This window comes from Mesorhizobium sp. BH1-1-5 (assembly GCF_020165615.1).
Lineage (GTDB): Bacteria > Pseudomonadota > Alphaproteobacteria > Rhizobiales > Rhizobiaceae > Mesorhizobium.
In genome coordinates, this window is the sequence record NZ_JAIUIM010000028.1 from 1 (window position 1) to 16,990 (window position 16,990).

The following is a 16,990-nucleotide window of genomic DNA, read 5'->3' on the forward strand; positions in this document are numbered from 1 at the left end:
CCCAGCCTCCATGCGCTGGCGATAAAACCGGACAACTCATGTGCTACCTAACCCGGACAACTCATGTGCTTACGACAGGGTTTTCATGAGGACTTGTCCCTTTCCGATGCAATCTCTATATTGTGACCACATGAGACTACATGGAGGTCATCATGAAAACCGTCCAGCTTCGGGAGGCCAAGGCAGGGCTCTCGGCACTCATCGAGGCCGCGGCAAACGGTGAGCCTACTACCATCACCAGGCATGGCAAAGCGATTGCCATGGTTGTTCCGATTGATGAGGGGCGAAAGCTTTATCCGCAAGGCAGCCAAAAAGCCTTTGTCGACTTCCTGCTTCAGTATCCTGGCGGTATCGAATTTGAGCGCAACGAATCGCCGTCACGGGACGTCGAATTTTGAGCGGCTATTTACTCGACACGTCGTTCCTATCGGCTTTTGCGCCTGACCGTCCTCCGCTTCCCTCACACCTGCTGACGTGGGTCAATGAACAGCGGGAACGCGGCTCCTGGCACATGTCATCCATCGTCGTCTTAGAGCTGGAAAAAGGCGTCGCGAAACTGAGACGATCGGGTGCAAGTTCGAAGGCGGCGCGTATCGGGGACTGGTTCGAACGGCTGCTTACGGAATTCGACCAGCGCATTCTGCCAGTGGACGTCGCAATCGCCAGAGACGCCGGGAAACTGGAAGATGCCGCAATCGCCAAAGGCTTCAATCCTGGCTTGGCGGACGTCGTGATCGCCTCGACTGCCCGTTTGAACGGCATGTCCGTCTTAACAGCCAATGTCCGACATTTTGCGGTTCTCGATGTACCTCACCTGAACCCCTTCACCGAGAGTGATCTGAGGGAGTAATTCCGCAAACTCACAGAAAACTCTGCGGGTCGATGTCGACCTGCACCCGCACCGAGCCGCGCAGCTTCGGCCCCTCGGCCAGCATGGCGCGGATGAAACCTTGGATGTCGGCGCGCCGCCCGCCCTGGATCAGAAGGCGGAAGCGGTGGCGGCCGCCGAGCAGCGACAGCGGCGCCTCGGCCGGGCCGAGCACGAAGAGATCGGAAGCCTGCGGCGCCGCACGCCGCAAGCCCCGCGCATGGCTCTCCGCCTCGCCCCGCGTCGCGGCGCTGACGATGATGCCGGCGAGCCGGCCGAAAGGCGGCAGCGCCGCGCGTTCGCGCTCCGTGATCTCGCGCTCGTAAAAGGCTTCCGAATCGCCGGAGACGATGGCCCGCATCACCGGATGATCCGGCTGGTAGGTCTGCAGGAGGCCGAGACTCTTCTTGCCGGTGCGGCCGGCGCGGCCCGTCACCTGGCTGAGCAGCTGGAAAGTGCGCTCGGCGGCGCGCGGATCGCCATTGGCCAATCCGAGATCCGCGTCGACCACGCCGACCAGCGTCATGCCTGGAAAATTATGGCCCTTGGCGACGAGCTGCGTGCCGATGACGATATCGGCCTCGCCATTGGCGACGGCCTCGAGCTCGAGCCGCAGCCGGCGCACGCCGCCCAGAAGATCGGACGACAGCACGATGGTGCGGGCATCGGGAAAATGCCCGACCACTTCCTCGGCGATTCGCTCGACGCCCGGGCCGCATGCCACGAGGTGATCCAGCGTGCCGCATTCCGGACAGGCTTCCGGCCGCCGCTCATTGTGGCCGCAATGGTGGCAGACGAGCTGGCCGCGAAACCGGTGCTCGACCAGCCACGCGGAGCAGACCGGACAGCCGAAGCGGTGGCCGCAGACGCGGCACAGCGTCAGCGGCGCGTAACCGCGCCGGTTGAGGAAAAGCAGCGACTGTTCTTTTCTCTCCAGCGTGCGCTGCATCTGCTCCAAAAGCAGAGGCGACAGGAAGCCGCCGCGCGCCGGCGGCGAGCGCCGCATGTCGATCGACTTCAGGTCAGGCAGTGCGGCTTCCGCGAAACGCGACGACAGCACGGCCCGGTCGTAGCGGCCCTGGCTGGCGTTGACCCGGCTTTCCACCGACGGCGTCGCCGAGGCGAGCACGACCGGGAAGCCGCCGATATGGCCGCGCACCACCGCCATGTCGCGCGCGTTGTAGAAGACGCGATCCTCCTGCTTGTAGGCGGGGTCGTGCTCCTCGTCGACGACGATCAGGCCGAGTTCCTTGAACGGCAGGAACAGCGCCGAGCGCGCGCCGGCGACGACGCGCACGCCGCCTTCGGCGACCTGCCGCCAGACGCGCTCGCGCATCCTTGGCGGCAGGTCGGAATGCCACTCCGCCGGCTTGGCGCCGAACCGGTCCTGGAAGCGTTCGAGGAAGGCATGGGTGAGCGCGATCTCCGGCAACAGGATCAGCACCTGCCCGCCCTTGTCGAGCGCGGCCGCCACAGCTTCGAAATAGACTTCCGTCTTGCCCGAACCCGTGACGCCGTCGAGCAGCGTGACGTTGAAGGCATCGGCCGCGATTGCCGCGCGCAGCTTCTCGGCCGCCGCTTTCTGATCCGGCATCAATTCAGGAACGGCGTGACCGGGATCGGGCGCTGGCACCACCGGCCGTGGCGGGATCATCACCGTCTCGAACACGCCCTGTGCCCGCAAGCCGTCGATCACGGTCGAGGACACGCCCGCCGCATGCGCCAATCCCGAGCGCGTCCAGGCCAGCCCGCCTTCAGCCGTCTCCAGCACGCGGCGCCGCGCATCCGTCAACCGGTCCGGCTCGGCCAGCGTGCGCTGCAGCCCTTCGATCCACGGCTCCGGATCGAAAGCCTCCGGCGCCCTGAGCAGCATGCGCGCCACCATGCCGGGAGCCGACAGCGTGTATTGCGCGATCCAGTCGACGAAGCGGCGCATCGCCTTGTCGATCGGCGGGCAGTCGAACACCTCCTCGATCGGCCGCAATTTCCGGGCATCGACCGTCTCGACCACACCGTCCCAGACGATGCCCGCGACCTGGCGCGGCCCCAGCGGCACGCGCACGATCGAGCCCGGCACCACGCGCATGCCCGGCGGCACGGCGTAGGTGTAGGGCCGTTCGGCCGGCATCGGCACCAGCACCGGCGCGGCTGCGACAAAGGGCGAATCTTCCATCATCAGGCGTGACCTTGCCCCGACTTTGCTCTAGATCAAAGAGTGACCCTCTTATGTGCCTGGCGGGCGCCAGGCGATCCCCAAGGAGACAGCCATGAAGTTTTTTGTCGACACCGCTGACATCAAGGAAATTAAGGAGCTGCACGATCTGGGGCTGGTCGACGGCGTCACCACCAACCCGTCTCTGATCCTGAAATCGGGCGGCAAGATCGCCGAAGTCACCAAGCAGATCTGCGACATCGTCGAGGGCCCGGTCTCGGCCGAGGTCGTGGCGACCGAATACAAGGACATGATGGCCGAGGCCAAGATCCTGGCCAAGATCGCGCCGAATGTCGCCATCAAGGTGCCGCTGACTTTGGACGGCCTGAAGGCCTGCAAGACCATCCGCACCGAGATGAACCGCATGGTCAATGTGACGCTCTGCTTCTCGGCCAACCAGGCGCTGCTGGCCGCCAAGGCCGGCGCCTCCTTCATCTCGCCCTTCGTCGGCCGCATCGACGACACCGGCTCGGACGGCATGGAGCTGATCTCGGAAATCCGCACCATCTACGACAATTACGATTTCAAGACCGAGATCCTGACCGCCTCGGTGCGCACGGTGAACCATGTCAAGCAGGCCGCGCTGATCGGCGCCGATATCATCACCGCGCCGCCGGCGACGCTGAAGGCGCTGGTCAGTCACCCGCTGACCGACAAGGGCTTGGCGCAGTTCCTCGCCGACTGGGCCAAGACCGGCCAGAAGATCGGCTGAGGTCGGCATCTTGTCAGAACAGAAAAAAGGCCGGGTGACCGGCCTTTTTGTTTCAAACGGTGCGCGAAGGTGTGCCGAGATTGAGGTCAGGCTTTTTTGCCGTGCTTGGCAAGATCCTGCGCGATGGAAAGCCGCAGCAGGTCGGCCAGTTCCCGGGCGGCGCGGTTCTCGGCGTCGATCTGCGCGCGATAGGCCGCGAACTCCTGGCGCGGCCGGTCGAAGGACGACGGGATCGAGCGCCTGCCGACGGCAATCACCGTGTTGGTCGCGGTGTCCCTGAGCACGTAATTGGCGGTGAGCGTGACCGTGCCGGCGGTCGGCTCGTCTTCCTGGGTCTGCACCTGCACGATGGCCGCCGATTCGACGAGTTCGCTGATGCCGAGATCGAGCGTATAGGCCGGCGAGGCTGGCTCGCCCGAACCTTGCCCGAAAGCGAAGATCAAATTGTTGCGCACCTGCTGCGCGTAACGGGTGTTGACCGGCTTGATCGAGATCGAGCCCAGCTCGGCGGATGCGCTGAGCGTCGATCCGGGCGACAGCGGCTGGTTGGAATAGAGCGGCCTGACCGTGCAGGCCGAGACCAGCGCCAGCGCGGCGGCCATGCCGCAGACCGCCAAGCGGCCGCGCAGGCGGACCGCTTCTGACTTCACCGGATCAGGCAACGACATTGACGATCCTCTGCGGGACGATGATCACCTTGCGCGGAGCCTTACCTTCCAGTGCTTTTTGCACGAAGTCGAGGGCCAGCACCGCTTTTTCGACGGCACCTTGATCCGCGTCGCGGGCAATTGTCAAATCCCCGCGCTTCTTGCCGTTGACCTGCACCGGCAGCACGATCTCGTTGTCGACGACCAAAGCTGGATCGTAGACCGGCCACGGCCGTTCGGCGACCATCTCGGCGCCGCCCAGCGCCTGCCAGCATTCCTCCGCCAGATGCGGCATGACCGGCGCGACGATATGCACCAGGATCTCCACCGCCTCGCGGCAGGCGCCCTTCAGCGCGGCGTCGGCCTTGCCTTCGGCGACGTCGTTGAGCGGCGTCGTCAGCACATTGGCGAGCTCATAGATGCGGGCGATGGCGCGGTTGAAGCCGAGCTTCTCGATGTCCTCGCCGACCGCCTTCAGGATCTTGTGCGCAGCCTTGGAAACAGCGCCCGCCTCGCCATCCTTTGCCGCCGCCGGCTTGACGCCGGCAAGCTCATCGGCCGCGATCTGCACCAGGCGCCAGACGCGCTGCACGAAGCGGTGCGCGCCGGCCGCGCCGTCGTCGGTCCATTCGACGTCGCGCTCCGGCGGCGAGTCCGACAGCATGAACCAGCGCGCCGTGTCGGCGCCGTAGCCGTCGGTGATGTCTTCCGGGCTCACCGTGTTCTTCTTCGACTTCGACATCTTCTCCAGCGCGCCGACCGTCGCCTCTTCGCCGGTGGCGATCTCGACGGCGCGGCGCTTGCCGCCGGCGTCCTCGATCCTGACCTCGCTCGGCGACAGCCAGCGTCCGTTGTTGGATGGGCCGCCGACACGGTAGGTCTCGTGCACCACCATGCCTTGCGTGAACAGGCCCTTGAACGGCTCGGCGAGGTTCAGATGCCCGGTCTCGCGCATGGCACGGGTGAAGAAGCGCGAATAGAGCAGGTGCAGGATCGCATGCTCGATGCCGCCGATATACTGGTCGACCGCCAGCCATTCGTCGGCCGCCCTCGGCTCGGTCGGCTCGTTGGCCCAGGGCGCGGTGAAGCGCGCGAAATACCAGGACGAATCGACGAAGGTGTCCATCGTGTCGGTCTCGCGCCGCGCATCGCGGCCGCATTGCGGGCACTTCACATGCCGCCAGGTTGGATGACGGTCGAGCGGATTGCCCGGACGATCGAACTCGATGTCGTCGGGCAGCTTCACCGGCAGGTCCGCCTTCGGCACCGGCACGACGCCGCAGGCCTCGCAGTGGATCATCGGGATCGGGCAGCCCCAATAGCGCTGGCGCGAGATGCCCCAGTCGCGCAGGCGGAAATTCACCTTGCGCTCCGCCATCGGCCGGCCGCCGATCGTCTTTTCTTCCAGCAGCTTCGCGACTTCGTTGAAAGCCTTCTCGGGTTTCATGCCGTCGAGGAAGCGCGAATTGATCATCACGCCGTCATCGACATAGGCCTCCTCGATGACCTGGAAGGTCTTGGCATCGGCGTCTTCCGGCATCACCACCGGGATCACCGGCAGGCCATATTTGTTGGCGAAGTCGAGGTCGCGCTGGTCGCCAGACGGGCAGCCGAAAATGGCGCCGGTGCCGTATTCCATCAGCACGAAATTGGCGACATAGACCGGCAGCGTCCAGCTCTCGTCGAACGGATGGACGACGCGGATGCCGGTGTCGAAGCCCTTCTTTTCGGCCGTCTCCAGCGCCGCCACCGAGGTGCCCATGTGGCGGACCTCCTCGATGAACTTGGCCAGCTCGACATTGTTTTCGGCGGCCTTTCTCGCCAGCGGATGGTCGGCGGCGACCGCCATGAAGGAGGCGCCGAAGATGGTGTCGGGCCGGGTCGTGTAGACTTCCAGCTCATGCGTGTCGCCAACCGGTGCCGCCAGCGGCCAGCGGATCAGCAGCCCTTCCGAGCGGCCGATCCAGTTGTGCTGCATCAGCTTGACCTTTTCCGGCCATTCGTCGAGCCGGTTGAGCGAGTCCAAGAGGTCCTGCGCGAAATCGGTGATCTTGAAGAACCACTGCGTCAGCTCGCGCTGCTCGACCAGGGCGCCCGAGCGCCAGCCGCGGCCGTCGATGACCTGCTCGTTGGCGAGCACCGTCATGTCCTCCGGGTCCCAGTTGACCTTGGAGGATTTGCGCGTCACCAGCCCCTTCTCGACAAAGTCGAGGAACAGCATCTGCTGGCGGTGGTAGTAGTCGACGTCGCAGGTCGCGAACTCGCGCGCCCAGTCGAGCGACAGGCCCATCATCTTGAGCTGCTCGCGCATCACCGCGATGTTTTCGTAGGTCCAGTCCTTGGGGTGGACCTTGTTTTGCATGGCGGCGTTTTCGGCCGGCATGCCGAACGCGTCCCAGCCCATCGGATGCAGCACGTTGAAGCCCTTGGCGCGCTTGTAGCGCGCCACCACGTCGCCCATCGTGTAGTTGCGGGTGTGGCCGATATGGATCTTGCCCGACGGATAGGGGAACATCTCGAGCACGTAGTATTTCGGCTTCGGGTCGTCGTTCCTGGCCTCGAACAGCTTCTTGTCGGCCCAGGCCTTCTGCCATTTGGGCTCTGCGGTGCGCGGATTGTAACGTTCGGTTGCCATCGGATGTTTTTCACTTAAAAGCAGGCACGAGGCGCCGGACAATGGCCGGCGGCCGGGAAGTGTCGTCGCGGTGTTCACCATGGATTGCCGGACCCGTCAACTGCGGCGAGCCGGCGTCGGCGTTAAAACTATAGGCAGGATAGTGGCATGACGAGCGCCGTAGAGCAGCTTCACGCGGTCAAGGCGAAGATCGCGAGCGCCGAACGCGAGGCGAAGCGCGAGCCCGGTGCCGTCACACTTGTGGCGGTGTCGAAGACCTTCGCGGCCGAGGACATCCGCCCGGTCATCGAGGCCGGCCAGCCCGTCTTCGGCGAGAACCGCGTGCAGGAAGCGCAGGGCAAATGGCCGGCGCTGAGAGAGGCGTTTCCCGACCTTGAGCTGCATCTGATCGGCCCGCTGCAATCCAACAAAGCCAAGGAAGCGGTGGCGCTTTTCGATGTCATCGAGACCGTCGACCGCGAGAAGATCGCCGCCGAGCTGGCCAAGGAAATCGGCAAGCAGGGTCGGACGCTGAAACTCTATGTCCAGGTCAACACCGGCTCCGAGCCGCAGAAGGCCGGCATCGAGCCGCGCGAGGCGGTCGCCTTCGTCAAACGCTGCCGCGACGTGCACGGCCTCGCCATCGAGGGCCTGATGTGCATCCCGCCGGCCGATGAAAACCCCGGCCCGCATTTCGCGCTGCTGGACAAGCTCGCCCGCGAGGCCGGCGTCGCAAAGCTCTCGATGGGCATGTCCGGCGACTACGAAACGGCCGTCGCCTTCGGCGCGACCGGCGTCAGGGTCGGCTCGGCGATCTTCGGCAGCCGGTGAGGTTAAACCGCGATCCAGGCACGTCGTAGCTAATCCATCTCGCCAGGTATATATCTAGCCAAGCTAGCTAGGTAGTTTTCCAATGAACTGGCATTTGCAGGACGCAAAAAACAATCTTTCGAAATTGGTTCAACAGGCCCGCGAAAAAGGGCCCCAGACGATCACATTACGTGGCAAGCCCGCTGCTGTTGTTCTGGCCGCGGAAGAATACGAAAGGTTGGTTGGATCCAAACCTTCGTTGGTGGAATATCTTCTCTCTGGCCCTGAATGGGACGACGAATTTGCCGAGGAAGTCAACCGCCGCTCCAAAGGGCCCGGCAGAGACGTTGACCTTTGATGTTTCTTTTGGACACAAACGTCGTCTCGGCCGCTCGAAAGCGCCAAGGCTCTGTGGCGGATTGGTTAGTCCAGCAGGACAGGCAGTCTTTCTTTCTGAGCGTAATCACACTCGGCGAGATCGCGCACGGAATCGAAATGAAGCGGCGAAGCGATTCGGAAGCGGCAAACCATCTTGCGGCATGGTTTCATGGTTTGCGCCACAGCTATGAAAATCGAATTCTCGACATAGACGAGAAAATAGCGGCTGAATGGGGCCGTATCTCTGCCTTGCGCACGCGCGGTGACGCGGATGGACTTATTGCTGCTACGGCACTCGTCCACGACCTCATTTTGGTGACGCGCAACGTTGCCGATTTCGAAGACGTCGGCGTTGCGATCTTCAATCCCTGGGAAGTCTGACCGCTCTGGGATCCGACGTTGGCAACTTCACGCCAAGTTGACCAAGGCGCTTACGCCAGAGCTTGAAACGAAACGGGCCGTTCCTATTTCCCCCCTGTCATCCACTCCTGTTCCCGGGGAAATCGCACCATGCGCTACAACCAGCTTGGCAACACCGGCCTGTTCGTCTCCGAGCTCTGCCTCGGCACCATGACCTTCGGCGCCGCCGGCCAGAATGCCCAATGGGGCCTGATCGCCAGCCTCGACCAGAAGGGCGTCAACGAAATCGTGGGCCGCTCCATCGCCGCCGGCGTCAATTTCTTCGATACGGCCGACGTCTATTCGGTCGGCCAGTCCGAGCAGTTGCTGGGACAGTCGCTCAAGGACCTCGGCGTCAAAAGATCCGACGTCATCATCGCCACCAAGGTGCATGGCACCATGGGCAACGGGCCGAACGAACGCGGCTCCTCGCGCGGCCATATCATGGATTCGGTCGACGCCAGCCTGGAGCGGCTGCAGCTCGACCATATCGACCTCTACCAGTTGCACGGCACCGACACGGTGACGCCGATCGACGAGACGCTGCGCGCGCTCGACGATCTCGTCGCCGGCGGCAAGGTCCGCTATGTCGGCGTCTCCAACTGGCAGGCCTGGCGCATTGCCAAGGCGCTGGGCATCGCGGAGCGCAAGGGCTTTGCCCGCTTCGAGACCATCCAGTCCTATTACTCCATCGCCGGCCGCGATCTCGAGCGCGAGATCGTGCCGCTTATCAATGAAGAGAAGCTCGGCCTGATGGTCTGGTCGCCGATGGCCGGCGGATTGCTCTCCGGCAAATATGGCCCCGGCGCGCCCGGCAATGGCGAGGGCCGCCGCGCTTCCTTCAACTTCCCGCCGGTCGACGAGGACCGCGCCTGGGCGGCGGTTGCGGTCATGCGCGACGTCGCGAAGAAGCACGATGTCAGCGTCCCCACCGTGGCGCTGGGCTATGTGCTGGCAAAACCTTTCGTAATGAGCGTCATCATCGGCGCCAGCCGCATGGACCAGCTTGAGCAGAACCTCGCCGCGACCGGTCTGAAGCTCGACGCCGACGATCTTGCCAGGCTTGACGAGGTGAGCGCGCTGCCTGCCGAATATCCCGGCTGGATGCTGGAGCGACAAGGCGCCGGCCGGCGTCCAGCGCCTTTCGTGTCGAAGGCGTAATTCCTTTCATTTTGAGCAGACATGTCAGAGCCGCGTGTCCTTGGACGCGCGGCTTTTTCCTTATTCAGAGACGAACGGTCTCCGCCAGGAAATCGAGGAAGGCGCGCACCCGCGCCGGCAGATGCTTGCCCTGGCCGACATAGACGGCGTGCGTCGGTTCCTCGTCGCCGGGGTTGAACGCTTCCAGCAGCGGCACGAGACGCCCGGCGGCGATGTCGGGCTCGACATGCCAGCGCGCCAGCCTTGCGATGCCCGCGCCCGCCAGTGTCGTCAGCCGCATCGCCTCGCCGTCGCTGACCGTCGAATTACCGGCAATCGGGACCATGACCGGCGCACCCTTCGCATCTACGAATGGCATCCCGTCTATATGCCGCACGAAGCCGAAGGCGAGTAGATTGTGACTGACGAGGTCCGCCGGCGTCCGCGGCGTGCCGCGCGCTTCGAGATAGGTAGGTGCGGCAACGACCACCATCCGGCTCTGGCCGAGCTTGCGCGCCACCAGCCTCGACTCGCGCAGCGGGCCGGCGCGGATCGCGACGTCGGCGCGCTCCTCCATCAGGTCGATGACGCTGTCGGTCAGCACCGCCTCGACGGAGATTTCCGGGTGGCGTTCGACGAAGCGCGGCAACAGCGGCATCAACCGGTGCTGGCCGAACGGCACATAGCAATTGACCCTGAGGCGGCCCCGCGGCGCAGCCCCCGCCGCGGCTTCCCGCTCCGCCGCATCGAGATCGGCGAGGATGCGCAGGCCGCTGTCGTAAAAGGCGGTTCCCTCGGGCGTCAGTTGCAGCTTGCGTGTCGAGCGGCTGATCAGCCGCGCGCCAAGCCGCGCCTCCAGCCGCGCGATCAGCTTGCTCACCGCCGACGGCGTCATGCGCAGCGCCCGCGCCGCCGCCGAGAAACTGCCCGCCTCGACGACGCGGACGAACACTTCGATCTCGCCGGAACGGTTGATGTCGGGTCTCGCCATTCGTGAATCTATTTCACAGAAAATATGCCTGATGCAAGGCTGGTTCACAGCCTGGAGGATCACGATCTTCTCCGTGCATGATCCCGAACCGAAGGTCAGCGAAAGCAAAAAGTGGGAACCGGTTTTTGGGAAAGATCATGCGCCAGCAAAGATTCCGGGGCGCGGGAGATAAGCGTCCTCCAGCACAACGGACGATCGCCATGCCCCTTGCTCTTTATGCCCTTACCGCCGGCGCCTTCGGCATCGGCGTCACCGAATTCGTCATCATGGGCCTGCTGCTCGACGTCAGCGCCGATCTCGGCGTCTCGATCTCGGCCGCGGGCCTGCTCATCTCCGGCTATGCGCTGGGCGTCGTCGTCGGCGCGCCGCTGCTCGGCGCCTTGACCGGCCGCCTGCCGCGCAAGACCTTGCTGCTTGCGCTTATGGTGGTCTTCACCGTCGGCAACCTCGCCTGCGCGCTGGCGCCCGACTACTGGACGCTGATGGCGGCGCGCGTGCTGACCGCATTCGCCCATGCCTCCTTCTTCGGCGTCGGCTCGGTCGTCGCTACTGGCCTTGTCGCGCCCAACCGGAAGGCCTCGGCCATCGCCTTGATGTTCACCGGCCTCACCGTCGCCAACATTCTCGGCGTGCCCTTCGGCACCTGGCTCGGCCAGGCCTATGGCTGGCGCTCGACTTTCCTTGCCGTCACGCTGGTCGGCGTCGTCGCCTTTGCCGTGATCGCGCTGCTGGTGCCGCGCGACGAGCCGGCCGCAGCGGACGAGGAGGAGAGCTCGGAAGGCACGCTCGCCGTGCTCGGCCGCAGGCCGGTGCTGCTCGGCCTTTTGACCACGGTGCTGAGCTGGGTCGGCGTCTTTGCCGCCTTCACCTATCTGGCGCCGATCCTCACCCGCGTCACCGGCTTTTCCGAGGGAGCCGTCTCGCCGATCCTGCTCGTCTTCGGCGGCGGGCTGGTCGCCGGCAACCTGCTTGGCGGACGCCTCGCCGACCGCCATCTGGTGCCGACCGTCGTCGGCACGCTGGTCGCGCTGTCGGCGGTGCTGTTCGTCATGACCGCGGCGATCCATCAGCCGATCACCGCGATCGTTGCCGTCGGCCTGCTGGGTGCCGCCGCCTTCGCCACCGTCGCGCCGCTGCAGATGTGGGTGCTGGAGAAGGCCGAGGGCGCCGGCCAGGGCCTGGCCTCCTCCTTCAACATCGCCGCCTTCAATCTCGGCAACGCCATCGGCGCCTGGCTCGGCGGCTTCGTCATCGATCATGGTCCAGGCCTCGGCGCCGTCCCCCTCGTCGCCGGCTTGGTGCCGCTCGCCGCGCTCGGCGTGGTGCTCGTGGCGCTGCGTCTCGAACGCGGCCGGGCGATCGGCAAGCCGGTCACGGCGCAGTGCTGAGCGCTGATCCCTTCGACATCCGATCAGGAGAAAAAGATGGACTATCGACCTCTCGGCGCCTCCGGCCTGAAAGTGCCCGCCCTTTCCTTCGGCGCCGGAACCTTCGGCGGCTCCGGCCCGCTCTTCGGCCACTGGGGCAACAGCGACGCGAAGGAGGCGCGCCGGCTGGTCGACATCTGCCTGGAGGCGGGCGTCAATCTCTTCGACACGGCCGATGTCTATTCGAACGGCGCTTCGGAGGAGGTGCTAGGCGAGGCCATCAGGGGCCGCCGCGACGCGGTGCTGATCTCGACCAAGACGTCCCTGCCGATGGGCGACGGCCCGGCCGACTGGGGCTCGTCGCGCTCGCGCCTGATACGCTCCGTCGACGCGGCGCTGAAGCGCCTCGGCACCGACTATATCGACCTGCTGCAGCTTCACGCCTTTGACGCCTCGACGCCGATCGAGGAAGTGCTGTCGGCGCTGGACGATCTCGTGCGTTCCGGCAAGCTGCGCTATGTCGGCGTCTCCAATTTCTCGGGCTGGCAGGTGATGAAGTCGCTCGGCCTTGCCGACAGGCACGGCTATCCGCGCTACGTCGCGCATCAGGTCTATTACTCGCTCGTCGGCCGCGACTATGAATGGGAGCTGATGCCGCTCGGCCTCGACCAGGGCGTCGGCGCGCTGGTGTGGAGTCCGCTCGGCTGGGGCCGGCTCACCGGCAAGATCCGCCGCGGACAGCCCTTGCCGGAAAGGAGCCGGCTGCACGACACCGCCGATTTCGGGCCTCCGGTCGAGAACGAGCTTCTGTTCAAGGTGGTCGATGCGCTGGAAGCGGTCGCAGCCGAGACCGGCAAGACCGTTCCGCAGGTCGCCATCAACTGGCTCTTGCAGCGGCCGACCGTGTCGTCGGTGATCATCGGCGCACGCAATGAGGAGCAGTTGCGTCAGAATTTGGGGGCCGTAGGCTGGGCGCTGACGCCCGAGCTGATCAAGGCGCTCGATGAAGCAAGCGCAGTGACCGCGCCCTATCCTTACTTTCCCTATCGGCGCCAGGAAGGTTTCGCCCGGCTGAACCCGCCGGCGGTGTGAGCATGTAGCGACCGTTCCTATCTGGGCAGCGCGAACGTTTGCGATTGGCTGCAGCCCTCCGGGCTTCGTCATCCACGGGCGGAGCAGTCGCGTAGCGGCGTCGCGAAGACCTGAGGATCCATTCCGTTACCTCGATCGTAGAGCACAACGGAGCAGAATTCTGGATCGTCGCAACGCTTCGAAGTCACGGAATGGATCCTCGGGTCTGCGCCGCGTCGCTTCGCTCCTTGCTTCGCCCGTGGATGACGAAGCGACGGGCGCTTCCGCCAAACATTCGACGTCCACAGAAACTTTGCGTCGCTCAGTGCAATACGAACTCCCCATCCACCTTGCGCCACTCGTTCGGCGCGATCAGCTTGTGATGCGTGTAAGTCACCGAATGCAGCGGACCGTCGAGCTTGGTCTTCCAGAACTCGATGAAGCGGATCAGCACCGGGAACTTCGGCGCGATGTCGTAATCCTGCCAGATGTAGCTCTGTAAGAGATGCGGATGGTCCGGGAAGTGGTAGAGGATCTTGGCCGTGGTCAGCCCATAGCCCCTGAGCATCAGGTCCATTTCACAATGGTCTTGCATGGCAGCCCCCTTAGGATCGATCTCCTTTCCTCCCGATCTTCGATTCTGCGCCCAGTTGCTTAACTGTCTATTGATTTTTTCTGATCCTGTCCGGCTTTTCCTTCGCTAAAACAGTTGGTTAGCAGCGACATGCGGCGAGTGCTGTCAGCGGTTCACGCCTGCCCCTGCGTCATCCCGCCGCGCGAATCCAACGTCTAATATTGCCGTCACGGCGGAACTGTTAATAATGCCCGCGAATTCGCGGCCGCTTCGCCGCGATGCCGCCGGCGCTTCAAGCCGGCGGAACGGTCCCGGAGGAAAGCTGAAAAATGTCCGATGTGCATGTCCACCGCGTCCAGCCGGCGTGGAAGAAGAACGCGTTGATCGACAACGACACCTATCTCAAATGGTATGCCGACAGCGTGAAGAACCCGGACAAGTTCTGGGGCAAGCACGGCAAGCGCATCGACTGGTTCAAGCCCTTCACCAAGGTCAAGAACACCTCCTTCGACGGCAAGGTCTCGATCAAGTGGTTCGAGGACGGCCGGACCAACGTCTCCTACAACTGCATCGACCGGCATTTGAAGAAGCGCGGCGACCAGACCGCCATCATCTGGGAAGGCGACAACCCCTATGACGACCGCAAGGTCACCTATAACGAGCTCTACGCGCATGTCTGCCGCTTCGCCAATGTCTTGAAGAAGCATGGCGTCAAGAAGGGCGACCGCGTCACCCTCTACATGCCGATGATCCCGGAAGCCGCCTATGCGATGCTGGCCTGCACGCGGATCGGCGCGATCCATTCGGTGGTGTTCGGCGGCTTCTCGCCCGACGCGCTGGCCGGCCGCATCGACGACTGCAAGTCGACCATCGTCGTGACGGCCGACGAGGGCCTGCGCGGCGGCAAGCCGATCCCGCTCAAGGACAACACCGACAAGGCGATCGAGATCGCCGCCAGGGCCGGCACCAAGGTCGAGAAGGTCGTGGTCGTGCGCCGCACCGGCGGCAAGACCGGCTGGGTGCCGGGGCGCGACGTCTGGTACCACGACGAGGCGGCGACCGTTAAGGCCGACTGCAAGCCGGAGAAGATGAAGGCGGAAGACCCGCTGTTCATCCTCTACACTTCCGGCTCGACCGGCAAGCCGAAGGGCGTGCTGCACACCACCGCCGGCTATCTCGTTTTCGTCTCGATGACGCACCAATATGTCTTCGACTACCATGACGGCGACATCTACTGGTGCACGGCCGATGTCGGCTGGGTCACCGGCCACAGCTACATCGTCTACGGGCCCTTGGCCAACGGCGCCACGACGCTGATGTTCGAAGGCGTGCCGAACTATCCTTCGCAGTCGCGCTTCTGGGAAGTGATCGACAAGCACCAGGTCAACATCTTCTACACCGCGCCGACGGCGCTGCGCGCGCTGATGGGCGCCGGCGACAGCCATGTGAAGAAGACCTCGCGCAAGTCGCTGCGCGTGCTGGGTTCGGTCGGCGAACCGATCAACCCGGAGGCCTGGGAGTGGTATTACAACGTCGTCGGCAACGCCAAGGTGCCGATCGTCGACACCTGGTGGCAGACCGAGACCGGCGGCATCATGATCACGCCGCTGCCGGGCGCCACCGACCTCAAGGCAGGCTCCGCCACGCGGCCCTTCTTCGGCGTCCAGCCGCAGCTGGTCGACGGCGAAGGCAAGGTGCTGGAAGGCGCCACCGACGGCAATCTCTGCATCGCCGATTCCTGGCCGGGCCAGATGCGCACCGTCTATGGCGACCACGACCGCTTCGTGCAGACCTATTTCTCGACCTACAAGGGCAAGTACTTCACCGGCGACGGCTGCCGCCGCGACGCCGACGGCTATTACTGGATCACCGGCCGCGTCGACGACGTCATCAACGTCTCCGGCCACCGCATGGGAACGGCTGAGGTCGAATCGGCGCTGGTCAGCCATGACAAGGTCTCGGAGGCCGCCGTCGTCGGCTACCCGCACGACATCAAGGGCCAGGGCATCTATTGCTATGTCACGCTGATGGCCGGCACCCAATCGAGCGAGGATCTGCGCAAGGAGCTGGTCGCGCATGTCCGCAAGGAGATCGGCGCGATCGCCACGCCCGACAAGATCCAGTTCGCGCCGGGCCTGCCGAAGACCCGTTCCGGTAAGATCATGCGGCGCATCCTGCGCAAGATCGCCGAGGACGATTTCGGCGCGCTCGGCGACACCTCGACGCTGGCCGATCCGGCCGTGGTCGACGACCTTGTCGCCAACCGGCAGAACAAGAAGGGCTGATGAGCGGCGGGGCGATCCTCGGCGCCGTCAGCCAGCTCTGGCGCTATCCGGCGAGTTCGCTCGCCGGCGAGCGGCTGGACGCCATCTCCGTCGGGCTGAAGACCGTCGACGGCGACCGGCTGTTCGGACTGGTCGATGCTTCCGACGGCGAGATCGCCAGACCCGACCGGGAGGCCAGATGGCACAAGGTGCCGCTGATCCGCACCCGGCTGAGCCAGCACAGGCGGCTCGAAGTGGCGGTGCCCGGCGGCGGCTGGCTGCCGGCGCCCGACCCTGAAAGCAACCGCGCCGTATCGGCCTTTCTCGGCTTCGACGCCGAAATCCGACCGTTCGGCGCTGAGAACACGGCGCCCGACTATGCCGGACCGCTGACCGAGGCCCGCTATGCCAAGGCGCCGATCCACCTGCTCACCACCGCCTCGCTGTCCCGGCTGAAGGCGCTGCATCCAGAAGGCACGCCCGATCCGCGCCGCTTCCGGCCCAACATCGTCGTCGACACGGCGCCAGTCGAAGGCGCCTTCCCGGAAACGGAATGGATCGGCAGGAAGCTCGCGGTCGGCGATCTCGAGCTCACCGTCTCCGAACCCTGCCGCCGCTGCGGCTTCACCATCATCGCCCAAGGCGGTTTCGGCGACGAACCCGGCTTCGACACCGATCCCGGCATCCTGCGCAACCTGGTGCGCCACAACGCCCACAATCTCGGCGTCTATTGCACCGTCGACCGACCAGCGCGCATCGCGATCGGCGCGCCGATGCGATTTCTACCTGGTGGTTGAAAAATAGCCTGAGTGTGCCGACGCCCCACGCATCGGCATGCGGGCCGCCGCGATCGTCAATCCATGGGCTCGGCACGCCGTTCCGAAGAATGGCCCCCTACCGCCAGATGGATGCCCATGGAGCCACTCTGCGCCCAGCCATTTCG

16 protein-coding genes are annotated in these 16,990 nt (G+C 64.7%); 11 read left to right on the forward strand and 5 right to left on the reverse strand.

The window, feature by feature from the left end; translation table 11 throughout:
• Positions 1-152 precede the first annotated feature (152 nt).
• Both LB572_RS28105 and LB572_RS28110 read left to right on the forward strand, forming a co-directional pair.
• Positions 153-398: a type II toxin-antitoxin system Phd/YefM family antitoxin gene (locus tag LB572_RS28105; RefSeq protein WP_224670047.1), complete on the forward strand. Its 246-nt coding sequence runs from the start codon at positions 153-155 to the stop codon at positions 396-398.
• Positions 395-850 (forward strand): type II toxin-antitoxin system VapC family toxin, encoded by a 456-nt coding sequence (locus tag LB572_RS28110; protein WP_224670048.1) that lies wholly within the window; start codon positions 395-397, stop codon positions 848-850. Before LB572_RS28105 ends, LB572_RS28110 begins: the two co-directional genes overlap by 4 nt.
• 10 nt (positions 851-860) lie before the next feature.
• On the opposite strand, the gene LB572_RS28115 is transcribed toward LB572_RS28110, so the two are convergent.
• Complete coding sequence (locus LB572_RS28115) at positions 861-3,044, reverse strand: primosomal protein N' (RefSeq protein WP_224670049.1); 2,184 nt, start codon at positions 3,042-3,044, stop codon at positions 861-863.
• A gap of 91 nt (positions 3,045-3,135) precedes the next feature.
• Between LB572_RS28115 and fsa the strand changes: the two genes are divergently transcribed.
• Positions 3,136-3,792, forward strand: a complete 657-nt coding sequence (gene fsa / locus LB572_RS28120) for a fructose-6-phosphate aldolase (RefSeq protein WP_140801856.1) — start codon at positions 3,136-3,138, stop codon at positions 3,790-3,792.
• An 86-nt stretch (positions 3,793-3,878) separates the two neighbouring features.
• Here the strand turns inward: fsa and lptE are convergent, their stop codons facing one another.
• On the reverse strand, positions 3,879-4,460 hold the full coding sequence (lptE, locus tag LB572_RS28125) for an LPS assembly lipoprotein LptE (protein ID WP_140801857.1): 582 nt from the start codon (positions 4,458-4,460) through the stop codon (positions 3,879-3,881).
• Entirely contained in the window at positions 4,447-7,074 is a 2,628-nt protein-coding gene (gene leuS / locus LB572_RS28130; protein ID WP_224670050.1) for a leucine--tRNA ligase, read from the reverse strand. The genes lptE and leuS overlap by 14 nt, the downstream gene beginning before the upstream one ends.
• Before the next feature lie 147 nt (positions 7,075-7,221).
• Here leuS and LB572_RS28135 point away from each other — a divergent pair, with 147 nt between their 5' ends.
• The 4 genes from LB572_RS28135 (at position 7,222) to LB572_RS28150 (ending at position 9,801) form a co-directional block, all read left to right on the forward strand.
• Positions 7,222-7,884, forward strand: a complete 663-nt coding sequence (locus LB572_RS28135) for a YggS family pyridoxal phosphate-dependent enzyme (RefSeq protein WP_224670051.1) — start codon at positions 7,222-7,224, stop codon at positions 7,882-7,884.
• 82 nt (positions 7,885-7,966) lie between these two features.
• On the forward strand, positions 7,967-8,221 hold the full coding sequence (locus LB572_RS28140; protein WP_224670052.1) for a type II toxin-antitoxin system Phd/YefM family antitoxin: 255 nt from the start codon (positions 7,967-7,969) through the stop codon (positions 8,219-8,221).
• Positions 8,221-8,622: a type II toxin-antitoxin system VapC family toxin gene (locus LB572_RS28145; protein WP_224670053.1), complete on the forward strand. Its 402-nt coding sequence runs from the start codon at positions 8,221-8,223 to the stop codon at positions 8,620-8,622. Before LB572_RS28140 ends, LB572_RS28145 begins: the two co-directional genes overlap by 1 nt.
• Positions 8,623-8,751: 129 nt before the next feature.
• The gene (locus tag LB572_RS28150) at positions 8,752-9,801 is read left to right on the forward strand and encodes an aldo/keto reductase (RefSeq protein ID WP_224670054.1); all 1,050 of its coding nucleotides are present in this window, start codon (positions 8,752-8,754) and stop codon (positions 9,799-9,801) included.
• Positions 9,802-9,865: 64 nt separating this feature from the next.
• Here the strand turns inward: LB572_RS28150 and LB572_RS28155 are convergent, their stop codons facing one another.
• A complete protein-coding gene (locus LB572_RS28155; protein WP_224670055.1) occupies positions 9,866-10,771 on the reverse strand; it encodes a LysR family transcriptional regulator in 906 nt (301 codons plus the stop codon).
• 200 nt (positions 10,772-10,971) lie between these two features.
• Here LB572_RS28155 and LB572_RS28160 point away from each other — a divergent pair, with 200 nt between their 5' ends.
• Positions 10,972-12,159: an MFS transporter gene (locus LB572_RS28160; protein WP_224670056.1), complete on the forward strand. Its 1,188-nt coding sequence runs from the start codon at positions 10,972-10,974 to the stop codon at positions 12,157-12,159.
• 36 nt (positions 12,160-12,195) lie between these two features.
• On the forward strand, positions 12,196-13,230 hold the full coding sequence (locus tag LB572_RS28165; protein ID WP_224670057.1) for an aldo/keto reductase: 1,035 nt from the start codon (positions 12,196-12,198) through the stop codon (positions 13,228-13,230).
• Between the two features lie 301 nt (positions 13,231-13,531).
• Here the strand turns inward: LB572_RS28165 and LB572_RS28170 are convergent, their stop codons facing one another.
• Complete coding sequence (locus LB572_RS28170; RefSeq protein WP_140807231.1) at positions 13,532-13,804, reverse strand: usg protein; 273 nt, start codon at positions 13,802-13,804, stop codon at positions 13,532-13,534.
• A gap of 308 nt (positions 13,805-14,112) precedes the next feature.
• On the opposite strand from LB572_RS28170, the gene acs reads away from it, so the two are divergent.
• Positions 14,113-16,068, forward strand: coding sequence for an acetate--CoA ligase (acs, locus tag LB572_RS28175; protein WP_224670058.1), 1,956 nt, complete (start codon positions 14,113-14,115; stop codon positions 16,066-16,068).
• Complete coding sequence (locus LB572_RS28180; protein WP_224670059.1) at positions 16,068-16,844, forward strand: MOSC domain-containing protein; 777 nt, start codon at positions 16,068-16,070, stop codon at positions 16,842-16,844. The genes acs and LB572_RS28180 overlap by 1 nt, the downstream gene beginning before the upstream one ends.
• Positions 16,845-16,990: the final 146 nt, after the last annotated feature.